This window comes from Nocardioides sp., assembly GCF_041913365.1.
Classification (GTDB): domain Bacteria; phylum Actinomycetota; class Actinomycetes; order Propionibacteriales; family Nocardioidaceae; genus Nocardioides.
Window position 1 is genome coordinate 26845 of record NZ_JAYSFM010000008.1, and the last position, 21900, is coordinate 48744.

A 21900-nucleotide genomic window follows, 5' to 3' on the forward strand; every position below is an offset into this window, starting at 1 on the left:
CGTCGGCTCCTCAGAGTCCCAGGATCGTGCGGCTGATGATCTGGCGCTGGATCTCGTTGGACCCGCCGTAGATCGAGGCCTTGCGGAGGTTGAGGTAGGTCGGTGCGGCGCGTCGAGCCCAGCCGGCCTGGGGCGAGTCGTCGCCGGCACGAGCGGCCAGCGAAGCCGGGCCGGCGAGGTCGAGGGCGAGCTCGCTCACCGCCTGCTGGAGCTCGGTGCCACGCAGCTTGAGCACCGACGAGGCCGGGTGCGGGGCGCCGTCGGAGGAGTGCGCGACCACGCGCAGCGCGGTGAGCTCGAGCGCGAGCAGGTCGTTCTCCAGCTCGGCGATGCGTGCGCGGACCAGCGGGTCGTCGAGCAGCGGCCCGGCGTTGGCCTTGAGCGCCGACAGCGCCCGCTTGGTGGCCCCGACCGGAGCCACGCCGACCCGCTCGTTGCCGAGGAGGAACTTGGCGATGGTCCACCCGCCGTTGAGCTCGCCGACCAGCAGGTCGCCGGGCACGCGCACGTCGGTGAACCACACCTCGTTGACCTCGTGGCCGCCGTCGATGAGCTCGATCGGACGCACCTCGACGCCGGGCGTGGTCATGTCGATGAGGAGCAGCGAGATGCCGGCCTGCTTCTTCACCTCCGGGTCGGTGCGCACGAGGGTGAAGATCCAGTCGCCGTGCTGTCCGAGGGTGGTCCACGTCTTCTGCCCGTTGACGACCCAGTCGTCGCCGTCGCGGACCGCGCTGGTCCGCAGGCCGGCGAGGTCGGACCCGGCGTCGGGCTCCGAGAAGCCCTGCGACCACCAGATGTCGAGGTTGGCCGTGGCCGGGAGGAAGCGCTCCTTCTGCTCCTGCGTGCCGAAGTGCGCAAGCACCGGGCCGATCATCGAGGCGTTGAACGCCAACGGGATCGGCACCCCGGCGCGCTGCATCTCCTCGTGCCACAGGTGTCGCTGGAGCTCCGTCCAGTCCTGCCCGCCCCACTCGACCGGCCAGTGCGGGACCGCGAGCCCCTCGGCGTTGAGGGTGCGCTGCGCCTCGACGATCTGGTCCCGGGTGAGGTGCCGCCCATCCAGCACGGTCTCGCGGATCTCCTGGGGGACCTTGGTGGTGAAGAACTCCCGCATCCGGTCACGGAACTCCGCGTCCTCGGGACTGAGCTCGAGCTGCATGTGACTCCTCGGTAGGAAAGGGCCGGCCGCACCATCATGGCGCGGCCGGCCGAATCCGGGCGACGGGGTCGGTCAGCTGGTGCTGCTGGTGGCGTCGCTGTCGAGCACGAGGTCAGCGCTCTGCTCCTCGCCGTTGCTGGTCCAGGTGACGGTCACCGAGTCGCCGGGGCGGTAGGAGCGGATGGTCGCGACGAGCGAGTCGGCGTCGGTGATGCGCTGGTCGTCGATCTTGGTGATGACGCTGCCCGAGGCCAGTCCGGCCTTGTCGGCGGTCGACCCGGAGGTCACCTCCCGCACGACGGCGCCGGCGTCGTCACCCGACTGCGGGTTGCCGACCGTGATGCCGAGGCGGGCGTGGGTGGGCGTCTCGCCCTGGGCCATCTGGTCGACGATCGGCATCACCTCGTCGATCGGGATGGCGAAGCCGAGGCCGATCGAGCCGGACTCGCTCGAGGAGCCGTACGGCGACTGCGACGCGGCGGTGCGGATCGAGGAGTTGATGCCGATCACGGCGCCGGTCATGTCGACCAGCGGGCCGCCGGAGTTGCCGGGGTTGATCGCCGCGTCGGTCTGGATGGCGGGGTACGTCGTGGAGTTGCCCTGGTCGTCGGAGCCGACGTTGACCGGGCGGTTGAGCGCGCTGACGATGCCGCTGGTCACGGTCGCGTCGAGGCCGAACGGGGAGCCGATGGCGACGACGCCCTCGCCCACGCCCAGGTTGGCGGACTTGCCGATGGTCGCGGGCGTGAGGTCCGAGACGTCCTGGGCCTTGATCACGGCGGTGTCGGTGAGCGGGTCGGTCCCGAGGATCTCGGCGTCGGCGCTGGAGCCGTCGTCGAAGGAGACCTTCAGCGAGCCGCCGTCCTCGGCCATCTCGACCACGTGGTTGTTGGTGAGGATGGTGCCGTCGGCGGTCAGGATGATCCCGGATCCGGACGCGCTGCCCTGGCTGCCGGTGACGTCGATCTTCACGACGCTGGGCAGCACCTTCTGGGCCACCGACTCGACCGAGCCGTCCGCGGCGGGTGCCTGCGTCTGGCTGACGGTGGAGGTCGTCGGTCCCTGGGTGCTCGCGCTGCTCGCGGGGTCCTCGTGGGTGGCGTCCCAGAGGGCCGCCCCTCCCAGCCCGGCGCCGCCACCCACGAGGAGGGACGTGGCGACGACCGCCGCCGCGAGGCCCGTACGCCGTCGGCGCGGCGCCGGCCGCTCCTCGGTCCCGGTGCCCCCGCCGGACCCGCCACCGGGCCACGCGGTGGTGGCGTGCTGGTAGGGGTCCGGGCTGCCCGGCTGGGGCGCCTGGCTGCCGCCGTGCTGGGGGAACTGTGCGTCGCTCATGCCTCCGAGCGTGCTCCGCGACCCTGTGGATGCCCTGAGAACCGGCTGGGAAGGTGCAGAGACCTCCCCGGACCTCGGCCGGGGGATGCCGGCGAGGATCACCGGGCCGGCCTCGGGAGGTCGGGGAGCGCCAGCCACTCCGCCCAGGACAGGTCGCGGCCGACGTAGCGGGGCCGGGCGAGCGGCCACGACTCGGCGATCCACCGCGGGACCAGCTCGTCCAGCGCCTGCTCGAGCTCGGTGCCCACGCACTCGTCCACGACCCACCAGGAGATCTCGGCGTCGGCGCCCGGCTTCTCGGGCGGGTCGATGTAGACGCAGCCGAGCAGCGCGGTCTCGTCGGTGTCGAACAGGGCGTAGTTGTAGGACTCGCGCGTCTCCATCTCCGCGGCGTGGCGGGCCAGGTCGGCCCGGTCGGCGTCGTGGGTCATGTCGGCGGGCGGCCACCCCCACGCCTCGCCGTAGATGCTCCACAGCCGGTCGCGGGACCCCATCACGGCGACCATGTCGAGATCGGTGTCGTCGGGGCTGATCGGGCGCAGGTGGTGGCCGAAGGGCACCTCGACGCGCGCCGGGTGGCGGAAGTCGTCGGGCAGCCAGGTCGTGGGGGTGGTCATGGGGTTCCTCTCGAGAACGGATCCGGGGTCAGCCGGCCAGCGCGACGTCGGTGGCGCGGCGGCGGAGCGCGGCGAGGCCGCGGCTGGTGTTGGACTTGACGGTGCCGGTGGAGCAGCCGAGGACCGCGGCGGTCTCGGCAACGCTGAGGCCTTCGTAGAACCGCAGCGCGACCGTGGCCCGCTGCTGGGCCGGCAGGCCGAGGACGAGGCCCCACAGCCCGTCCTCGGCGTGCGGCTCGTCGCGGTGCGTGACGGGCTCGGGCAGCACCTCGGTCGGCCGCTCGTCGCGCCGCCACGGCTGCCGCTGCCAGCTGACGTGCTGACGGGTGATGGTGCGGCGCACGTAGGCGTCGGCCGCCGCCTGCTCGCGCAGGCCCTCCCAGTGGGGGAGGACCCGCACGAGCGAGGCCTGCAGGAGGTCCTCGGCGGTGTGCGGGTCGCCGGCCACCGCCCGGGCCCAGCGCAGCAGCGCGGGTCGTCGCGCGGCGACGTACGACGTGAAGCCGGCATCGCGGTCGCCGTCCGTGCCGGGGACGACCCGCAGGCCCTGGTGGCCCTCGGCGGTCATCTCAGGCCTCGCGCGCGGGGCGCAGCAGGCCGAGCGAGACGACGACCAGCCACACCGGGCCGGTCATGCCCGCCATGTACTGCAGCGGGCTGACGAGGAACAGCGCGGTCACGCCGCCCAGCACCAGGCTGGTGATGCCCAGCCACCGGGCGTACGCGCCCTGCTTGGCTGCCCGCGCCAGGGCCAGCCCGGCGAGTCCGGCGCCACCCCAGAGCCACGGGATCGTGCCGATCCAGTGGTTGAAGAACGCCGCGCTCTCCGGCAGCACCAGCCCGGGGTCCTCGGCCAGCGCGAACGCGAACTCGGTCGTGAGGCCGGCGCCGAGCAGCTGGGCGACGGCGACCAGCCCGAGGCCGGCCGCGGCCACGCCGGGCAGCAGGCTGTCGGGGCCGGTGAGGCGCCGGAGCTGGCGGTGCAGGCCGGCCGCGAAGAGCACGAGCAGGACGCAGGACACCATGGTGGCGGTGTGGAAGACGAGGATCTCGGGCAGCTTGTCGGCGAGGCGGTCGGTGATGGCCGCGGGGTCGCCCGACACGTCGGGGTCGTAGACCGCGTCGACCATCCCGCTGGAGATGCCGCCGACCAGGCCGAGGACGCCGGCGGCGGTGCCGGCCAGCACCCAGCCCCGTCCGGTGGGCCTGGTCGGGGCGCTGCGCTCGGCGCTGCTCCCGGCGCCGGTCGTGGTCGGGTCGTAGGTCGTGCTCATGGCGGCTCCTCGGTCGGGGCGGCACGGTCGTGTGCCGTGGCACCACCCTCGGATCGCACGGGTCCGCACACCACGGACAGGAGCAGGTGTACGGGTGGTGTGCGAGTCAGGCGTCCGCGGGCGTCGCCCGCAGGAGGGCGGCCGCCTCGTCGGCGCGGAACCCGCGGCCGGTGTCGAGGGCGTCGTCGTAGCGGTCCTGCCCGAGGTGGGTGCGCGCGTCGGTCGCGGCGTCCTCGATCGCGTGCGGATCGGGTCGGTAGTAGCCGTAGCCACGGGCGCCGAGGGCCTCGCGGATCGCCTGGGCCGCGCCCAGCAGGAGCGGCACCCGGGCGTGCTGCCCGGCGGCCGCCGCGAGCACCGCGCCCGCGTCGAGCAGGTAGGCGAGGTTGGCCTGGTCGCCGGTCTCGAGCGAGAGCCGGGTGCCCTCCTCGAGGTGGCGTCGCGCCGCCGCGTGGTCGCCGCGGCTCATCTCGACCTGGAAGAGGTTGTAGAGCGCGATGTACGACGTCAGGCGGTCCTCGCGACGCCGGGCCGACCCCAGCCCCGCCTCGACCCACCGGACTGCCTCGTCGGCGTCGCCGCCGAGCAGCGCGACGGTGCCGAGCCAGATGTGGGCCAGCGCCCAGGTCCACTCGACCTCGGCGCCCGCCTCCTCCGCGTGCACGATCGCCTCCTCGAACGACGCGCGGGCGGCGGCCAGGTCACCGACCACCAGCGCGACCAGGCCGTTGCCCGCGACCGCGTTGGACAGCGTCACCAGGTCGTCCCCGGCGTGCTCGTGGGCGCGCGCCCACCACCCGCCGGCGGCCGCGACGTCGTCCATCGCGAAGGCCATCGTCGCCGCCGCCAGCGCCGCACGGCCGTGCGCCTGCGCGGGGAGCCGGTCGCTGTGCTGGAGCACGCCCTCGGCGAAGCGCCGACCGTGGTCGTGGTGCCCGCGGAGCCACCAGTAGAGCCACAGCTCCCACGCCATCCACGCCGGCGTCTCGACGTCGTGCTGGGCCAGCGAGCGCTCGGCCGCCGCGGTGAGGTTGGCGTGCTCGAGGTCGATGCGGCCCAGCGCCTCGACCTGCCCGCCGTACTTGTAGCTCGAGCTGTTCTCCGTGGCCACCGCCAGGTAGTGCTGGGCGTGGGCGCGCGCGGCGTCGTCCCACTCGCCCGACTCGCGCAGCAGGCCGCGGGCGTACTGCGCCACCGGCTCGAGCAGGCGGAGCCGGCCCGAGGGCTCTGCGACGACGAGGGAGTGCTCGACCAGCGACTCGAGGCTGGTCACCACATCGGCGGGTCCGGCGCCGGCGCGCGCGGCCACCGACTCGAGGTCGGCGAGGGTGGTGCCGCCGACGAAGACGCCCATCAGCCGCAGCAGCCGTCGCCCGTCCTCGTCGAGCAGCCCGTTGCTCCAGTCCAGCGTGGCGCGGATCGTGCGCTGGCGGGGCGGCAGGTCGCGCGGACCGGCCTGGAGCGCGGTGTCGAGCCGCTCCAGCAGGGCGGCAGGGTCGAGCAGGCGCGAGCGCGCGGCGGCGAGCTCGAGGGCCAGCGGGAGCCCCGCCAGCCGCTCGCAGGTCGCGGCGACGGCCGCCGCCTCGGCCGGGTCGGCGCCCCACCCGGGGGCGACCCGCTGGGCCCGGTCGAGCAGCAGGCGCGCCGCGGGCGAGGGCGACCCGTCCGGGAGGTCGTGCACCTCGAGCGGCTCGACGGCGTACTCGGTCTCGCCGCGGACCTTCAGTGGCGCCCGGCTGGTGGTGAGCACGGTGAGGTCGGGGAGCGCCTCGACGAGTGCGGCCACCTCGGGCGCTGCGTCCAGGACGTGCTCGGCGTTGTCGAGCACGAGCAGCAGGTGCTGCCCGCGCAGCTGCTCGGCGACGTCGTCCGCCACGGAACGGGCCGGGTCGCGAGGGGCGTCGACCGCGTCCGCGATCGCCGGGAGCACCTGGTCCGCCTCGAGCAGCGGCGCGAGCTCCACGAGGCGTACGCCGTCGGCGTAGCGCCGGCGCACCTCCGCGGCCGCGGCCAGGGCCAGCCGGGTCTTGCCCACGCCCCCGAGCCCGCTGAGGGTCACCAGCCGGCTCGCCCGGAGCAGGTCGGCGACGCGCGCGACGTCGTCGTCGCGGCCGACCAGCGGCGTGGCGGGCGTCGGCAGGTCACGCGGGGCGCGGCTGGGCGCCGGGTCGGACGACGGGCGGGCGGACCGCGCGGGCACCGCGGCCAGCAGCCGCGCCCGCTGGTCCTCGTCGAGGTCGAGCGCGCCGGCGAGCGAGCGCAGCGTGTGGGGGTAGGGCCGGGTGCGGGTGCCGCGCTCGAGCGCGCTGATCGCGTGCGGGCTCAACCCCGCGCGCTCGGCCAGCTCCTCCTGCGAGAGGCCCGCCGACTCGCGGAGGGCGCGCAGCAGCGTCCCGAGCGTGCTCGCCCCGTCGGTCCCCACCGCACCTCCCCTGTCCCGGGCCGGAGTGTAGTGAAGCCGCGTTGAAAGTTCTTGCAGCCATTGCAAGCCTTCTCGCACGGCCCTTACTGTGATCGACGCCACATTCCTCGGCCCACCTCTCGGGAGTCCCTGTGCGCCGCACCCCTCGCCCCGCCCGTCGTCCGCTCCTCGCCCTGACCGGGCTGGTCAGCCTCCTGGCCTCGCTGGCACCCCTCGGCCCCGCGCGCGCCGACCACCGCGAGACCCCACCGGCCAGCGTCACCCTCGTCGGCAGCCTCCAGAGCGAGGTGGGCTGCGCGTCCGACTGGGCGCCCGACTGCCCGCAGTCCGGGCTGGCACGGCAGGACGACGGCACCTGGGCCCTCGTCGCCGACGTCCCCGCGGGGTCGTACGAGCTCAAGGTGACGATCAACGGCTCCTGGGACGAGAACTACGGCGCCGGTGGCACGGCGGGCGGGGCCAACATCCCGCTGGTCCTCCAGCAGCCTGCCCGGCTGCGCTTCTCCTACGACGACACCACCCACCGGGTCGCCGTCGCCCCGGCCGAGCTGCCCTCGCCCCGGCCCACCGCGGCCGACCGGCGGCTGGCCACCACCTCGCTGCGTGCGCCGCTGACGCGCGAGAACTTCTACTTCGTGATGGCCGACCGCTTCGCCAACGGCGACCCGACCAACGACAGCGGCGGCCTCACCGGCGACCGGATGGCCACCGGCCTCGACCCGACCGACAAGGGCTTCTTCCACGGCGGCGACGTCCAGGGCCTCTCCGACCGGCTCGACTACATCGCCGGGCTCGGCACGACCGCCATCTGGCTCACCCCGAGCTTCAAGAACCGTCCCGTCCAGGGCACCGGCGCGGGTGCCAGCGCCGGCTACCACGGTTACTGGGTCACCGACTTCACGCGCATCGACCCGCACTTCGGCACCAACGCCGAGCTCGAGGCGTTCATCGACAAGGCACACCGTCGGGGCATCAAGGTCTTCTTCGACATCATCACCAACCACACCGCCGACGTCATCGGCTACCGGGAGGGTCAGTACACCTACGTCGCCAAGGACGCCGAGCCGTTCCGGGACGCCTCCGGACAGCCCTTCGACGACCGCGACTTCGCCGGCGGCGACACCTTCCCGCAGCTCGACGCGGCGACCTCCTTCCCCTACACCCCGGTCTTCCGCGACGACGCGGACCGCACCGTCAAGGTGCCGGCCTGGCTCAACGACCCGACGAATTACCACAACCGCGGCGACTCGACCTTCGCCGGCGAGTCCTCGACGTACGGCGACTTCTCCGGCCTCGACGACCTCTTCACCGAGCAGCCCGACGTGGTCGACGGGATGACCGACATCTACGAGAGCTGGGTCGACCTCGGCATCGACGGCTTCCGCATCGACACCGCCAAGCACGTCAACCTCGAGTTCTGGCAGCAGTTCGCACCGGCCATCCGCGAGCACGCGGCCTCGATCGGCAACCGCGACTTCTTCGCCTTCGGCGAGGTGTACGACGCCAACCCGGCGTACCTCTCGACGTTCAGCACCGCTGGTCGCCTCGACGCGACGCTCGACTTCGGGTTCCAGGACGTGGGCACCGGCTTCGCCAAGGGCAACGCCACCACGCGGCTGCGCGACTTCTTCGCCGCCGACGACTGGTACACCGACGCCGACTCCAACGCCTACGCCTCGCCGACCTTCCTGGGCAACCACGACATGGGCCGGATCGGCACCTTCCTCAAGGGCACCGACGCGGTGCTCGAGAGAGACCGGCTGGCGCACGCGCTGATGTACCTCACCCGCGGTCAGCCGGTCGTCTACTACGGCGACGAGCAGGGCTTCGTCGGCGACGGCGGCGACAAGGACGCCCGGGAGGACATGTTCCCGAGTCGGGTCGACAGCTACAACGACAACGACCTGATCGGCACCGACGCCACCACCGCCGACGCGAACTACGACACCCGGCACCCGATCTACCGGACGATCCGCGACCTCGCGCGGCTGCGGAAGACCTATCCCGCCCTGGCCGACGGCGCCCAGCTGCACCGCTACGCGTCCAACAGCGCGGGGATCTACGCCTTCAGCCGGATCGATGCGGGGGAGCGGCGTGAGCTCCTCGTCGCCCTCAACAACGCGACCACGGCGAAGACGGTGACCGTCGCGACGGAGGTGCCCCGCAGCTCGTTCACGCGCGTCTGGCCGTCCGGCGGCGCGACCCTGCGCACCGACGAGGAGGCCCGCACCACGATCACCGTGCCGCCCCTGTCGGCGGTGGTGTGGCGCGCGGACCGCCGGATCCCGAGCCGGGGGTCGGCGCCCGCCATCCACCTCGAGAAGCCGTCGGCCGGCGGCACCGTCGGCGGCCGCTCGCCGATCACCGTCGGCGTCCCCGACGGTGGCTTCAACCAGGTCACCGTCGCGTGGCGCCCCGTCGGGGCGACGGAGTGGACCGCGCTCGGCACCGACGACAACGCGCCCTACCGGGTCTTCCACGACGTCAGCGCGCTGCCGAAGGGCACCCTGCTCGAGTACCGCGCGGTGCTCCGCGACACCAGCGGTCACCTGTCGGTCGCGTCGTCGTACGCCACCGTCGGAGACCCGGAGTCGGAGCCGACGCCGGGCGGGGGCGGGGGCGGCGGACCCGTCGACCAGCCGGCCGCGGTGTCGATGCCCGGCAGCCACAACAGCGAGATCGGCTGCCCCGGCGACTGGCAGCCGGGCTGCGCGGAGGCGCAGATGTCGCTGAACGCCGACGACCTGGTCTGGCGCCGGACCGTCCCCCTGCCCGCGGGCAGCTACGCCTACAAGGCGGCGATCAACGGCACGTGGGACGAGAACTACGGCGCCGGCGGAGCGCGCGGAGGCGGCGACATCCCGTTGAACCTGACCGCGGCCCGTGACGTGACCTTCTTCTACGACCACGCCTCGCACTGGATCACCACCGACGCCAACGGGCCGATCGCCACGCTCGCGGGCAGCTTCCAGTCCGAGCTCGGCTGCCCGGCCGACTGGTCGCCGGGCTGCATGCGCAGCTGGCTGAAGGACCTCGACGGCGACGGCACCTACACGTTCGCCACCACGCTGCCGGCCGGGAGCTACGAGACCAAGGTCGCCCACGGCCTCTCGTGGGACGAGAACTACGGCCAGGACGGTGCCCGCGACGGAGCCAACATCCCGTTCGACGTCCCCGCGGGAGGGGTCGAGGTGCTCTTCACTTACGACGTGACCACCCACCGGCTGCAGATCTCGACACGTGCTGCCGGTGCCTCTCCCGACCTCACCAAGGCCAAGGCGCAGTGGCTGCGTCGCGACCTGGTCGCGTGGGACGTGCCCGACCCGGCCTCCCGCCGCTACCGGCTGCACTGGTCCACCGCCGGCGACCTGGCGGTCGACGCCGAGGCGGTCACCGGGGGCTCCTCCGTCCCGCTGACCCACGACCCCGACGGCCTGCCCGCCGACGTGCTCGAGGACTTCCCCCACCTCGCCGGCTACGAGGCCTTCCGGCTCAGCCGGAGTGCGGCCCGGCGCGCGCCGGAGATGCTGACCGGCCAGCTCGCCGTGGCGTCGTACGACACCGGCGGCGCGCTGCACGACGCGACGGGCGTGCAGGTGCCGGGCGTGCTCGACGACGTGTACGCCGACGCCGCCCGCGCCGACCTCGGCGTGACGGGGAGCCGTGGCCGGCCGACGCTCGCGGTCTGGGCCCCCACCGCCCAGTCCGTCGCGGCCCAGGTCGGCGGGCGCCGGGTCCCGATGACGCGGCAGGACGACGGCACGTGGCGGGTCACGGGGCCGGCCTCGTGGAGGGGCGCCGCCTACACCTACGACGTGACGGTCTGGTCGCCGGCGGCCGGAGCGGTCGTCACCAACCGCGTCACGGATCCCTACTCGGTCGCGCTCACCACCAACTCGCGGGCCTCGCTCGTCGTCGACCTCGACGACCCCGCGCTCGCTCCCGCGGGCTGGTCACGCACCCGGCCGCCGGCGATCGCCCAGCCCGAGGACCGCAACGTCTACGAGCTCCACGTGCGCGACTTCTCCATCGCGGACGAGACCGTGCCCGCCGCCGAGCGCGGGACGTACCTCGCCTTCACCCACCCCGAGTCCGCCGGCATGCGGCACCTGCGGCGGCTCGCGGCCGCCGGCCTCAACACGGTGCACCTGCTGCCGGCCTTCGACATCGCCACCATCGAGGAGCGGCGCGCGGCGCAGGCGACGCCCGCCTGCGACCTCGCCTCGCTCCCGCGCGACTCGGAGCAGCAGCAGGCGTGCGTCGACGCGGTGCGCTCGCGCGACGGCTTCAACTGGGGCTACGACCCGCTGCACTACACGACGCCGGAGGGGTCGTACGCCACCGATCCCGAGGGCACCCGGCGCACCGTGGAGTACCGCCGGATGGTGCAGGGCCTCAACGCCGCCGGCCTGCAGGTCGTGATGGACGTGGTCTACAACCACACCGCCGCGTCGGGCCAGGACGACAAGTCGGTGCTCGACAAGGTGGTGCCGGGCTACTACCACCGGCTCTCCGCGACCGGCACGGTCGAGAGCTCCACGTGCTGCTCCAACACTGCGTCCGAGCACCGGATGATGGAGAAGCTGATGATCGACTCCGTGCTCACCTGGGCGCGCGAGTACAAGGTCAACGGCTTCCGCTTCGACCTGATGGGCCACCACTCGCTCGAGAACATGACCCGCCTGCGGGCGGCCCTCGACCGGCTCACCGTCAGGCGCGACGGCGTCGACGGGAGGGGCATCTACCTCTACGGCGAGGGCTGGAACTTCGGCGAGGTCGCCGACGACGCGCGCTTCGTGCAGGCCACGCAGCGCAACCTCGCCGGGTCGGGCATCGGCTCCTTCAGCGACCGGCTGCGCGACGCCGTACGCGGTGGCGGGCCGTTCGACGAGGACCCGCGCGTGCAGGGCTTCGGGTCCGGCCTCTACACCGACCCCAACGGAGCGGAGGTCAACGGCACGACCGAGGAGCAGCTGGCCGACCTGCTGCACGCGCAGGACCTGGTCAAGCTCGGCCTGGCCGGCAACCTGGCCGACTTCTCCTTCCGCGACTCCAGCGGCGAGGTGGTCGTCGGGTCCGACGTCGACTACAACGACCAGCCGGCCGGCTACGCCGCCGACCCGTCGGAGACCGTCACCTACGTCGACGCCCACGACAACGAGACGCTCTACGACTCGCTGGCCTTCAAGCTGCCGCAGGGCACGTCGATGGCCGACCGCGTCCGGATGAACACCGTGTCGCTCTCGACGGTCGCCCTCTCCCAAGGCGTGGTGTTCTGGCACGCCGGCACCGACCTGCTCCGCTCGAAGAGCCTGGACCGCAACTCCTACGACTCCGGCGACTGGTTCAACCGGGTCGACTGGCAGCGCCGCGAGAACACCTTCGGCTCCGGCCTGCCGCTGCGCGGCGACAACGAGGCCAAGTGGTCCTACATGCGGCCCCTGCTGGCCGACCCGGCGCTCGACCCCGATCCCACCGCGATGGACGCGGCCCACGCGCGAGCCCAGGACCTGCTCCGGATCCGGATGTCCTCGCGGCTCTTCCGCCTCGGCTCGCTGGGCGCGATCCAGGACAAGGTGTCGTTCCTCGACGCCGAGCCCGGCGTGATCGCGATGCTCGTCGACGACACCGCCGGCGCTGACGCGGACCCCGACCGCGACGGCATCCTGGTGGTCTTCAACGCCAGCCCGGAGGCCCAGACGGTCGGTGGCACCGGCGGCGGCTGGCAGCTGCACGACGTGCAGGCGTCGGGCACCGACGACGTCGTCAAGGGCAGCACGGTCGCCGCCGACGCGGTGACGGTGCCCGCTCGGACGACGGCGGTCTTCGAGCGCTGACCGACGACGAACGCCCCCGGCCAGCGGCCGGGGGCGTTCGACGTACGACGAAAGGCTTACGCCCAGCGCTCGGAGGCCGGGGTGAAGGTGAGCTCCCGGTCGCCGGTGTAGATCTGCTTCGGGCGGGCGATCTTCTGGTCCTTGTCCTGCACCAGCTCGGCCCACTGCGCCAGCCAGCCCGGCGTGCGGCCGATGGCGAACAGCACGGTGAACATCTCCGGCGGGAACTGGAAGGCCTCGTAGATCAGGCCGGAGTAGAAGTCCACGTTGGGGTAGAGCTTGCGCTTGACGAAGTACTCGTCCTCCAGCGCGATCTTCTCCAGCTCGAGGGCGATGTCGAGGAGCGGGTTGGTGCCGGTGACCTCGAAGACGTCCTCGGCGGACTTCTTGATGATCTTCGCGCGCGGGTCGTAGTTCTTGTAGACCCGGTGGCCGAAGCCCATCAGGCGCTCGTTGCCGTCCTTCACGCCCTTGATGAAGTCGGGGATGTTCTCCGTGGAGCCGATGCGCCGGAGCATCCGCAGGACCGCCTCGTTGGCGCCGCCGTGCAGCGGGCCGTAGAGCGCGCCCACGCCGGCCGAGACGGCCGAGTAGGGGTCGACCTGCGAGGAGCCGACCGAGCGGACCGCGTTGGTCGAGCAGTTCTGCTCGTGGTCGGCGTGGAGGATGAAGAGCACGTCGAGGGCCTTGACCAGGCGCTCGTCGGCCTCGAACTTCGACTCGCTCATCTTGAAGAGCATGGAGAGGAAGTTGGCGGTGTAGCCGAGGTCGTTGTCGGGGTAGACGTAGGGCTTGCCCTGCGCGTGCCGGAACGACCAGGCGCCGAGCGTCGGCATCTTGGCGATCATGCGGACGATCTGCATGTGTCGGTTGTCCGCGTCGCTGATGTTGCGGGCGTCGGGGTAGAACGTCGACAGCGCGCCGACGGAGGCCATCAGCATGCCCATCGGGTGGGCGTCGTAGCGGAAGCCCTGCATGAAGGTCTTCACGTTCTCGTGCACGAACGTGTGGTAGGTGATCTCGTGCACCCACGCGTCGTACTGCTCCTTGGTGGGCAGGTCGCCGTGGATGAGGAGGTAGGCCACCTCGAGGAAGTTGGACTTCTCGGCGAGCTGCTCGATCGGGTACCCGCGGTACTCGAGGATGCCCTTGTCGCCGTCGATGTAGGTCACCGACGAGCGGCACGAGGCGGTGTTGACGAAGCCGGGGTCATAGGTGGCCAGGCCGGGCTCGTCGTCGGTGAGGCGGATCTGCCCCAGGTCCTTGGCGGCGATCGTGTTGTCGGTGATCGCGATGTCGTACGTCTGACCGGTCCGGTTGTCGGTGACAGTCAGGGAATCCTTGGCCGCAACGTCGGTCACGTCGGCTCCTGTTCATACGTCTTTGTACGTCTGTGGGTGTCCCCTCAACTTAGTCCGGCCTCACAGGCGACCGCGAATCAGGTGTCCACCCCTGAGACCCGGACCACGGAATCAGCGGCCCGCCACCCGGTTCGCCACCCGGGCGATGCGGCTGGTGCGAGGCAGCCCTGCGTCCTCGCGCCTGTCCGCCGCCCGGTAGAGCCGGTAGAGGGTGTTCACGCCGGCCCAGCGCAGCGGCTCGGGCTCCCAGCGGCGGACGTGGTGGCCGGTCCACGGCAGCGCCGTCAGGTCGGAGCTCCGACCCAGGACCAGGTCGCGCAGCGTGCGGCCCGCCAGGTTGGTCGCGGTGAGGCCGGACCCGACGTAGCCGCCCGCGTGGCCGAGACCGGTCGCGGCGTCGTACGACACGCTCGCGCTCCAGTCGCGCGGCACGCCCAGCACGCCGCACCAGGCGTGGTCGAGGCCGATCCCGCGCAGCGACGGGAAGAGCGAGGTGAGCGTCGAACGCAGCGACTCGACCGTCCAGCCCTGGGTGCGGCCGTCGACGTCCGTGCGCGACCCGAAGCGGTAGGGCACCCCGCGGCCGCCGAGGGCGATGCGGCCGTCGGCGGTGCGCTGGGCGTAGCAGTAGGCGTGCGCCTCGTCGCCGAGCAGCTCCTGGCCGCTCCACCCGATGTCGTCCCACTGGGCGGCAGTCAGCGGCTCGGTGACCACGATCGCGGAGTTCATCGGCAGCCAGTCGCGGCGGTGGCCCGTGAGTCCGGCGGTGAAGCCCTCGAGGCAGCGCACCACGACGGGGGCGCGGACGGTGCCGTGCTCGGTGACCGCGGCGCCGGGCTCGATGCGGAGGACGCGGGTGCCCTCGTGGAGCCGCACGCCGAGCCCGCGGACGACACCGGCGACCCCGGCCACCAGCTTCGCCGGCTGGACGCGCGCGCAGTCGGGGTCGAGGTGGCCCGAGACCGCGCCGGCGACGCGGATCCGCTCGGCGACCTGCGCCGCGTCGAGCTCGCCCCGCAGCCGCTCCGCCTGCGCCGCCGACCGGGCGACGGTCAGCACGCCGCTGCGCACGATGTCGGCGTCGATGCCCTCGCGCCCGGCGATCGCGATGACCTCGTCGACCGTCGCCCTCAGCGCGGCACGCAGCCGCGCGACGCCGTCCTCGCCCGCCACGCCGGCGTACGTCCTGGCGCTGCCGGCGAGCTCGCTCGACAGCCAGCCGCCGTTGCGGCCCGACGCCCCGAAGCCGGCGAACTCGGCCTCGAGCACCCGGATGTCGAGGGTGGGGTCGGCCTCGTGCAGGTAGTACGCCGTCCAGAGGCCGGTCAGCCCGCCGCCTACGATGGCCACGTCGCACGCGGCGTCGCCGGCCAGCCGGTCGGTGGGGGAGGGCAGGCCCACCTGCTGCCACCAGAAGGACACGCCGCCGTTGCGCACGGGCTCATTGTGGTACTGCGCCGTTTTGACCCCCGCCAGCGCCGCGCCGTAACCTTGCTGGTCGCGACTCCTGCCGCGTCCGCTCCCTCCGGGTGTGGGTGCAGATCCGGACGTCATCCCTTGTCTCCGTGAGCGGAGCCAGGGAGCGAACCGGGCCGTGTTCGTCAGAAGCCGCAGCACGACCAGCCGCCCCTCGCCCGAGGGGCGGGACCAACGAACCAGAACGGGATACCGCCGTGCGCACGTACAGCCCCAAGCCCGCTGACATCCAGCGTGAGTGGCTCGTCATCGACGCCACCGACGTGGTCCTGGGCCGCCTCGCCGTCCAGACCGCCAACCTCCTCCGCGGCAAGCACAAGCCGACCTTCGCTCCTCACATGGACATGGGCGACTTCGTGATCATCGTGAACGCCTCCAAGGTGTCGCTGTCGGGGACCAAGAAGACCACCAAGATGGCCTACCGCCACTCCGGCTACCCGGGCGGCCTCTCGGCCACCCCGTTCGGTGAGCTCCTCGAGAAGGACGCCCGCAAGGCCATCGAGAAGGCCGTGTGGGGCATGCTCCCGAAGAACAAGCTCGGTCGCCAGATGCTGAAGAAGCTCAAGGTCTACGCCGGCCCCGACCACCCGCACGCGGCCCAGAAGGCCACTCCGTTCGAGATCTCCCAGATCTCCCAGTGACGACTGAGGACTCATACATGACTGAGAACACCACCGAGGTCGAGGAGACCTTCGAGACCGACGCCGACGGCGTTGCCTACACGTCCGAGAGCGACGCCTCGGCCGACACCCCCGCCCGCCCGGCCACCATCGCGCCCGCCGGCGCGACCGGCCGCCGCAAGGAGGCCGTCGCCCGCGTCCGCATCGTCCCGGGCACCGGCGAGTGGACCATCAACGGCCGCTCGATGGACAGCTACTTCCCCAACAAGCTGCACCAGCAGATCGCGAACGAGCCGTTCGTGGAGCTGCAGCTCGAGGGTCGCTTCGACGTCATCGCCCGCATCCACGGCGGCGGCATCGCCGGCCAGGCCGGCGCCCTGCGCCTCGGTGTGGCCCGTGCGCTCAACGCCGTCGACGTCGAGGCCAACCGCCCGGCGCTGAAGAAGGCCGGTCTGCTCACCCGCGACGCCCGCGTCGTGGAGCGCAAGAAGGCCGGACTCAAGAAGGCCCGCAAGGCCTCGCAGTTCTCCAAGCGCTGATCTCCAGCCCCACGAGGCCCGCACCGTCTCCGGACGGTGCGGGCCTCGTGCCATGTCCGGCCCTCGGTGCGGTCACCGGCGCCTGCGGCACGTAGGCTCCCGAGCCATGACGCGACTCTTCGGCACCGACGGCGTTCGCGGCCTGGCGAACGCCTCACTCACGGCCGAGCTGGCCCTCGACCTCTCCGTCTGTGCGGCGCACGTCCTCGCCGACCGCGGCGAGTTCGAGGGGCACCGCCCCCTGGCCGTGGTGGGCCGCGACACCCGCATCTCGGGCCAGTTCCTCGAGGCCGCGGTCGTCGCCGGCCTCGCCTCCGCGGGCGTCGACGTGCTCCTGCTGGGCGTGCTGCCGACGCCGGGCGTGGCCTACATGACCGAGCGGCTCGGTGCCGACCTCGGCGTGATGCTCTCCGCCTCGCACAACCCGATGCCCGACAACGGCATCAAGTTCCTCGCCCGCGGCGGGCACAAGCTCGACGACGCGATCGAGATCGCCATCGAGCGCCGCATGGGTGAGCCGTGGGAGCGCCCCACCGGTGGTGACGTCGGCCGGGTGCAGGTCTACGAGTCCGCCGTCGAGGAGTACGCCGCCCACCTCGAGAGCACGATCACCCACCCGCTCGTGGGGCTCAAGGTCGTGCTCGACTGCGCCGAGGGCGCCGCCCACGCGGCCGGCCCGCGCGCCCTCGAGGACGCCGGCGCGACGGTCATCGCGATCCACGCCGACCCCGACGGCCTCAACATCAACGACAACTGCGGCTCGACCCACCTGGAGTCGCTCCAGGCCGCGGTGAAGGAGCACGGCGCCCACGCCGGCTTCGCCCTCGACGGCGACGCCGACCGCTGCCTGGCGGTCGACGCCGACGGCAACGTCGTCGACGGCGACCAGATCCTGGCCATCCTCTCGCTCTCGCTGCTCGAGCAGGGCCGCCTGGCCAAGGACACCGTCGTAGCCACGGTGATGAGCAACCTGGGCTTCGTGCAGGCGATGCGCGCCCACGACGTCGGCGTACGCCAGACGAAGGTGGGCGACCGCTACGTCCTCGAGGCGATGAAGGTCTCCGGCTACTCCCTCGGCGGCGAGCAGTCCGGGCACGTCATCCTCAGCGACCACGCCACCACCGGCGACGGCATCCTCACCACGCTGCACGTCATGGAGCGGATGGCCACCACCGGCAAGTCGCTCGCCGAGCTCGCCGCGGTGATGACCCGCCTGCCCCAGGTCCTCCTCAACGTCTCCGGCGTCGACAAGTCGAGGGCGGACGAGGACGCCGTGCTCGCCGCGGCCGTCGCCGAGGAGGAGGCCGTGCTCGGCGACCGCGGACGGATCCTGCTGCGCCCCTCCGGCACCGAGCCGATCGTGCGCGTCATGGTCGAGGCGCCCACCCACGACGAGGCGCAGGGTGTCGCGTCCCGCCTCGCCGGCGTGGTGAAGAGCCAGCTGGCCCTCTGACGCCCCTTCAGCGGAGGGCCGAGAGCCGCTCGGCGGCCCGGCGCGCGGCATGCGCCCGCTCCGGGACCGAGCACGCGTAGGCCCGGCCGGCCTCCTCCAGCGACGCGATCTCCGCGTCGAGGACGGCGCGCTCGTCGGCGTCGCTCAGCACCCTCCGCTCGGCCTCGGCGGCGCCGACCCCGACCGGCGCGTCCTCGAGCGCGCCCGCGGCGACGTCGGTGGGCACCGCCTCGGCGTTCTCCAGCGCGGCGATCGCGGTGCGCAGGACGGACACGGTCTCGGCGTCGCGCGCCCGGCGGGCGTCGAGCAGCGCCGTGCGCAGCCGGGTGCGCAGCGGGGAGTCGGTGGTCACGGGCACGAGCCTGCCAACTGGCCCCGCGCTCGCGCACCCCGATATCCGCGTGCGGCCGGAGAGCGCCCGCGGCTACGGTCACCGGCGTGGTGGACATCGAGCAGATCAACCCGCGCAACGAGGCCGCGCTGCGGGCCTGGTGGGAGGTCGGCCACGCGGCGACGGCGTACCGCCCGGGCCAGCCGTGGCCGGTCTGGGAGCAGAGCCGGGTCGCCCTGCCCGCGGACAACCCGGAGCGCGGGGTCACCCTCATCGGCGCGATCGACGGCCGGGAGATGGTCGGGGCAGGCCTGCTGACCCGCACGCTGCGCGACAACCTGCACTCGGCGATGGCGTTCGCCTACACCCGCCCCGACCGGGTCCGCGAGGGCATCGGCCGCCGGCTCGTCGAGGAGCTCGAGGTGGTCGCCGCCGGCGACGGGCGGACGACGGTCCAGAGCGAGGCCTACCTCCCGCCCGGCGGCACCGGCGTCCCCGAGGCGTTCGCCACCGCGATGGGGTACGCCGTCGCCAGCCGCGAGTCGATCAAGGAGCTCGCCCTCACCGACTACCTCGCCCGCCGCGACGAGCTCGCCGCCGTGGCACCGGTGCCCGACGGCTACCGGGTCGTCACCTTCGACACCGTCTGTCCCGACGAGCACCTCGAGTCCTTCGGCCGGCTGCTCGGGATGCTCATGTCCGAGGTGCCGCTGGGCGAGCTGGACCTCGAGGCGTCGGAGTGGACCGCCGAGCGGATCCGCGACGCCGAGCAGCGGCAGGTCGCGATCGGCCGGCACGTGCAGACCGCGCTGGCGATCGCGCCCGACGGATCCGTGGCGGGCGTGTCCGACGTACGCGTCGACGACACCGACCCCGCCCACGGCCAGGTCGGGATCACGATCGTCGATCCGGCCCACCGCGGCCGCCGCCTCGGCCTCGCGCTGAAGGTCGCGACCCACGACCTCGCGGTCGCGACGTACCCCGACCTGGTCTCCGTCGACACCTCCAACGCCGAGGTCAACACGTGGATGAATGCCGTCAACGAGGCCCTCGGCTACCGCACCATCGAGACCCTCCTGGAGCTCCAGAAGAAGCTCTGACGGGGACGTCATGAGGGCTGGTCGCCCAGGCGACCACCTGCCATGACGTCGACGGCGTACGTCATGGGCACCGGCAGCGGACGCGACCGCCCGCCACGACGTCCGCGAACGGGCTGGCATCGCCTGGGCGGGCCTCCGATCGTCCACAGGCCGCGGCCGTCGCGGGTCGTCCACAGGGCGTGGCAGCCGGAGCCCCTATGTGTGGCCCGATCCACGGACGCTTCGAGCATGGACGTAAAGACGACGAGGCACAGCCGCGCGCAGCGGCAGCGGATCATCGACGAGCTGGCTGAGGTGGCCGGGCGGCAGGGTGGCGTGATCTCGCGCCGGCAGGCCTATCGCGCCGGTCTCACGCGCGGCGAGCTGCGTGCGCAGGTGCGCGCCAAGCGTTGGCAGCGGGTGTGGACACGATCGATCTGCCTGCACACCGGCGAGGTCTCGCTCGCCGGCCGGCAGTGGGCCGCCGTGTTCGAGGGGGGTGACCGCGCCATGCTCGACGGGGAGTCGTCGCTCATCGCATCGGGTCTGAAGAACTACGAGTCCACGGCCTTGCGCGTGTCCGTGCCGCGCGGGGTAAAGCCGCTGCGGGGGACAGGTCTCGACATCCGTCGGACCCGCAGGTGGTCGGTCGCCGACACGGCCGCTGCTGGCGTCCCCCGGACCCGTGTGCCCGTCGCTGCCGTCCGGGCTGCCATGTGGGCCAAGAGCGACAAACAGGCGTCGTTGCTGCTGACGATGCCGGTGCAGCAGGGCCTCACCACCGCAGAGCTCGTGGGCCGCGCGCTGCTGGCCGTACGTCGCGACGGTCGGCGTGAGCTCATGCATGCCGTCGTGACCGATCTGCTCGGTGGGGTGCGCTCGCTCGGCGAGCTGGAGTTCGCCCGCGAGTGCCGGCGCCGCGGCCTCCCGGAGCCCGATCGCCAAGTCGTCCGACGCGGCAAGGACGGCCGCTACTACCTCGATGTCCACTGGGACGACTTCGAGCTGGTGGTCGAGATCGATGGCATCCACCACAGCTGGGCGACCGCAGTAGTGCCCGACGCGCTCAGGCAGAACGAAGTCGTCCTCGGTGCCGCCAAGGTCCTGCGCCTGCCACTGCTCGGCCTTCGGGTCGCTGCCGACGACTTCTTCGACCAGGTCGAGCGTGGCCTGGTCGCAGGCGGCTGGCGCGCAGCCGCGTAAGGGCTCGGACGTCATGGCGTCGGGTGCTCCGGACGACCGCCTTCCATGACGTCGTACGACAGCGTCATGGGCGCGGGCGCCCCGACAACCACCGCCCATGACGTCCTGCCGACGGGGGTCGTCGCGGGCTCGGGCCGTTGGACCGTCCCAGCCTCAGAGCTTGCGGAGGCGGACGTACTTCACGGAGTGATCGGCGTCCTTGCGGAGGACGAGGGTGGCGCGGGAGCGGGTGGGGGCGACGTTCTGGACCAGGTTGGGCTCGTTGATGGAGTCCCAGATCCGGGTGGCCTGGTCGACGGCCTCGTCGTGGGAGAGGGCGGCGTACTTGCGGAAGTACGACGCGGGGTCGCGGAAGGCGGTCTCGCGCAGCCGCAGGAAGCGGTCGACGTACCACCGCTTGATGTCGGCGAGGGCGGCGTCGACGTACACCGTGAAGTCGAAGAAGTCGCTGACCGCGAGGCCGGTGCGGCCGTCGTCGCGCACCCGCGCCGGCTGCAGGACGTTGAGGCCCTCGACGATGACGATGTCGGGGCGCTTGACGACGACCTTCTCGTCGGGGAGCACGTCGTAGACGAGGTGGGAGTAGATCGGCGCCTCGACCTCGTCTCGACCGGACTTGATGTCGATGACGAACTTGAGCAGCGCCTTGCGGTCGTAGGACTCCGGGAAGCCCTTGCGGTGCAGGATCCCGCGGCGCTCGAGCTCGGCGTTGGGCAGCAGGAAGCCGTCGGTGGTCACCAGCGCGACGTTGGGGTGCTCGGGCCAGTGGGCGAGCATCTGCTGGAGGACGCGGGCGGTGGTCGACTTGCCGACCGCCACGGACCCGGCGAGGCCGATCACGAACGGCGTACGCGGTGGGGTCACGCGGTGCAGGAACTCCTCCTGCTCGCGGTGGAGCCGCGAGTTGGCGGCGACGTAGAGGCTGAGCAGGCGGGAGAGCGGGAGGTAGACCTGCTCGATCTCGCGCAGGTCGAGGGCGTCGCCGAGGCCGCGCAGGCGCACGATCTCCTCGGGGGTCAGGCTGCTCTCGGCGGTGCCGGCGAGCTGCGCCCAGGCGGCCCGCTCGAGCTCGACGTAGGGGGACGCCTCGCTGCCCGAGGACGTGGTCGAGGAGCTGCCGCTGGAGGACGACGGGACCTCGGACATGGGTGCGATTGTGGCACCGCGCCGGGGCACGGCAGTGCAGCGGCC

The 21900-nt window shown here is 72.7% G+C and carries 16 protein-coding genes; 6 read left to right on the forward strand and 10 right to left on the reverse strand.

The window, feature by feature from the left end; translation table 11 throughout:
• Positions 1 to 10 precede the first annotated feature (10 nt).
• From ACE3QY_RS16800 to ACE3QY_RS16825, 6 genes are all read right to left on the reverse strand, one after another.
• Positions 11 to 1162 (reverse strand): acyl-CoA dehydrogenase family protein, encoded by a 1152-nt coding sequence (locus ACE3QY_RS16800; RefSeq protein ID WP_374457191.1) that lies wholly within the window; start codon positions 1160 to 1162, stop codon positions 11 to 13.
• 72 nt (positions 1163 to 1234) lie between these two features.
• The gene (locus tag ACE3QY_RS16805) at positions 1235 to 2497 is read right to left on the reverse strand and encodes a S1C family serine protease (protein ID WP_374457192.1); all 1263 of its coding nucleotides are present in this window, start codon (positions 2495 to 2497) and stop codon (positions 1235 to 1237) included.
• A 98-nt stretch (positions 2498 to 2595) separates the two neighbouring features.
• Positions 2596 to 3114, reverse strand: coding sequence for a GNAT family N-acetyltransferase (locus ACE3QY_RS16810; protein WP_374457193.1), 519 nt, complete (start codon positions 3112 to 3114; stop codon positions 2596 to 2598).
• Between the two features lie 28 nt (positions 3115 to 3142).
• A complete protein-coding gene (locus ACE3QY_RS16815; protein ID WP_374457194.1) occupies positions 3143 to 3682 on the reverse strand; it encodes a SigE family RNA polymerase sigma factor in 540 nt (179 codons plus the stop codon).
• Position 3683: 1 nt separating this feature from the next.
• Positions 3684 to 4388 (reverse strand): hypothetical protein, encoded by a 705-nt coding sequence (locus ACE3QY_RS16820; protein ID WP_374457195.1) that lies wholly within the window; start codon positions 4386 to 4388, stop codon positions 3684 to 3686.
• Positions 4389 to 4494: 106 nt separating this feature from the next.
• Positions 4495 to 6810: a helix-turn-helix domain-containing protein gene (locus tag ACE3QY_RS16825; protein ID WP_374457196.1), complete on the reverse strand. Its 2316-nt coding sequence runs from the start codon at positions 6808 to 6810 to the stop codon at positions 4495 to 4497.
• Positions 6811 to 6941: 131 nt separating this feature from the next.
• Here ACE3QY_RS16825 and pulA point away from each other — a divergent pair, with 131 nt between their 5' ends.
• Positions 6942 to 12647, forward strand: coding sequence for a pullulanase-type alpha-1,6-glucosidase (pulA, locus tag ACE3QY_RS16830; RefSeq protein WP_374457197.1), 5706 nt, complete (start codon positions 6942 to 6944; stop codon positions 12645 to 12647).
• Between the two features lie 56 nt (positions 12648 to 12703).
• Here the strand turns inward: pulA and ACE3QY_RS16835 are convergent, their stop codons facing one another.
• Together ACE3QY_RS16835 and ACE3QY_RS16840 are read right to left on the reverse strand one after the other, a co-directional pair.
• Complete coding sequence (locus ACE3QY_RS16835) at positions 12704 to 14008, reverse strand: citrate synthase (RefSeq protein ID WP_374457198.1); 1305 nt, start codon at positions 14006 to 14008, stop codon at positions 12704 to 12706.
• A 111-nt stretch (positions 14009 to 14119) separates the two neighbouring features.
• On the reverse strand, positions 14120 to 15445 hold the full coding sequence (locus tag ACE3QY_RS16840) for an NAD(P)/FAD-dependent oxidoreductase (protein WP_374457199.1): 1326 nt from the start codon (positions 15443 to 15445) through the stop codon (positions 14120 to 14122).
• Between the two features lie 236 nt (positions 15446 to 15681).
• Here ACE3QY_RS16840 and rplM point away from each other — a divergent pair, with 236 nt between their 5' ends.
• The 3 genes from rplM to glmM all read left to right on the forward strand — a co-directional run bounded on the left by rplM (position 15682) and on the right by glmM (position 18096).
• Entirely contained in the window at positions 15682 to 16125 is a 444-nt protein-coding gene (gene rplM / locus ACE3QY_RS16845) for a 50S ribosomal protein L13 (protein ID WP_135838891.1), read from the forward strand.
• A 17-nt stretch (positions 16126 to 16142) separates the two neighbouring features.
• Positions 16143 to 16643: a 30S ribosomal protein S9 gene (rpsI, locus tag ACE3QY_RS16850; RefSeq protein WP_310246911.1), complete on the forward strand. Its 501-nt coding sequence runs from the start codon at positions 16143 to 16145 to the stop codon at positions 16641 to 16643.
• Positions 16644 to 16749: 106 nt separating this feature from the next.
• Entirely contained in the window at positions 16750 to 18096 is a 1347-nt protein-coding gene (gene glmM, locus ACE3QY_RS16855) for a phosphoglucosamine mutase (RefSeq protein WP_374457200.1), read from the forward strand.
• A 7-nt stretch (positions 18097 to 18103) separates the two neighbouring features.
• Here the strand turns inward: glmM and ACE3QY_RS16860 are convergent, their stop codons facing one another.
• Positions 18104 to 18448 carry a hypothetical protein gene (locus ACE3QY_RS16860; RefSeq protein ID WP_374457201.1) on the reverse strand — a complete coding sequence of 115 codons (345 nt, stop codon included), beginning with the start codon at positions 18446 to 18448 and terminating at the stop codon, positions 18104 to 18106.
• Positions 18449 to 18534: 86 nt separating this feature from the next.
• Between ACE3QY_RS16860 and ACE3QY_RS16865 the strand changes: the two genes are divergently transcribed.
• Positions 18535 to 19527, forward strand: a complete 993-nt coding sequence (locus tag ACE3QY_RS16865) for a hypothetical protein (RefSeq protein WP_374457202.1) — start codon at positions 18535 to 18537, stop codon at positions 19525 to 19527.
• Positions 19528 to 19755: 228 nt separating this feature from the next.
• Entirely contained in the window at positions 19756 to 20709 is a 954-nt protein-coding gene (locus ACE3QY_RS16870) for a hypothetical protein (RefSeq protein WP_374457203.1), read from the forward strand.
• Between the two features lie 153 nt (positions 20710 to 20862).
• Here ACE3QY_RS16870 and coaA read toward each other — a convergent pair whose 3' ends face one another.
• A complete protein-coding gene (gene coaA, locus ACE3QY_RS16875; RefSeq protein WP_374457204.1) occupies positions 20863 to 21855 on the reverse strand; it encodes a type I pantothenate kinase in 993 nt (330 codons plus the stop codon).
• Positions 21856 to 21900 lie beyond the last annotated feature (45 nt).

Coding starts and splice junctions, on each gene's coding strand:
- ACE3QY_RS16800 (WP_374457191.1), bottom strand. CDS start 1,162: ATGCAGCTCGAGCTCAGTCCCGAGGACGCGGAGTTCCGTGACCGGATG.
- ACE3QY_RS16810 (WP_374457193.1), bottom strand. CDS start 3,114: ATGACCACCCCCACGACCTGGCTGCCCGACGACTTCCGCCACCCGGCG.
- ACE3QY_RS16870 (WP_374457203.1), top strand. CDS start 19,756: ATGGACGTAAAGACGACGAGGCACAGCCGCGCGCAGCGGCAGCGGATC.
- ACE3QY_RS16820 (WP_374457195.1), bottom strand. CDS start 4,388: ATGAGCACGACCTACGACCCGACCACGACCGGCGCCGGGAGCAGCGCC.
- coaA (WP_374457204.1), bottom strand. CDS start 21,855: ATGTCCGAGGTCCCGTCGTCCTCCAGCGGCAGCTCCTCGACCACGTCC.
- glmM (WP_374457200.1), top strand. CDS start 16,750: ATGACGCGACTCTTCGGCACCGACGGCGTTCGCGGCCTGGCGAACGCC.
- rpsI (WP_310246911.1), top strand. CDS start 16,143: ATGACTGAGAACACCACCGAGGTCGAGGAGACCTTCGAGACCGACGCC.
- ACE3QY_RS16805 (WP_374457192.1), bottom strand. CDS start 2,497: ATGAGCGACGCACAGTTCCCCCAGCACGGCGGCAGCCAGGCGCCCCAG.
- ACE3QY_RS16815 (WP_374457194.1), bottom strand. CDS start 3,682: ATGACCGCCGAGGGCCACCAGGGCCTGCGGGTCGTCCCCGGCACGGAC.